Genomic DNA, 514 nt, shown 5'->3' with positions numbered 1-514 from the left:
CGCGATGTCGAGCACCCGCAGCGTCACCGGCTCCGCGCCGGACAGCGGGCGGCCCGCGCTCACCTCCGCGCCGGCCGGGCCGAGCGCGGCCGACAGCTCGCGGTCGACCGAGCCGATGAGCAGCGGCGAGAGGTTCGACGCGGCCAGCGCGGCCAGCCCGAGCAGGCAGGCCAGGGTGATCGTCGCGGCCAGCAGGGTGATCCGGACCTGCAGGGACCGGCCCCGCCACCAGGAGCTCACGGGGTGATGACCTCGTCGAGCTGCGCGTCGGAGGCCAGGTAGCCGTGCCCGCGGACGGTCCGCAGCAACGCGCCGGCGCCGACCGCGTCCAACTTACGTCGTACGTATCCGACGTAGACCTCGACGAGGTTGCGCGTCACGGCCTGCTCCTCGCCCCAGACCGCGCGCAGCAGCTCGTCCTTCGTGACGACCGTGCCGGCGCGCCCGACGAGCACTTCGAGCAGCGCGAACTCCCGCGGGCTCAGCCCGACCTCCGCGCCGTTCCAGTGCACCT

1 protein-coding gene and 1 pseudogene are annotated in these 514 nt (G+C 74.3%); both read right to left on the bottom strand.

The genetic code is table 11. From position 1 onward, the window contains the following. A pseudogene (locus G3I65_RS35435) lies at positions 1-240 on the bottom strand (two-component sensor histidine kinase); the annotation flags it as partial. Then, positions 237-514: winged helix-turn-helix domain-containing protein (locus G3I65_RS35430; protein WP_160699959.1), on the bottom strand; the 278-nt coding region annotated here is incomplete at its 5' end. The pseudogene G3I65_RS35435 and the gene G3I65_RS35430, both read right to left, overlap by 4 nt.

This window comes from Amycolatopsis sp. SID8362, from assembly GCF_010550475.1.
GTDB lineage: Bacteria > Actinomycetota > Actinomycetes > Mycobacteriales > Pseudonocardiaceae > Amycolatopsis > Amycolatopsis eburnea.
Note: the sequence above shows the minus strand (reverse complement) of the source record. Positions and strands in the feature narration are given on the sequence as shown.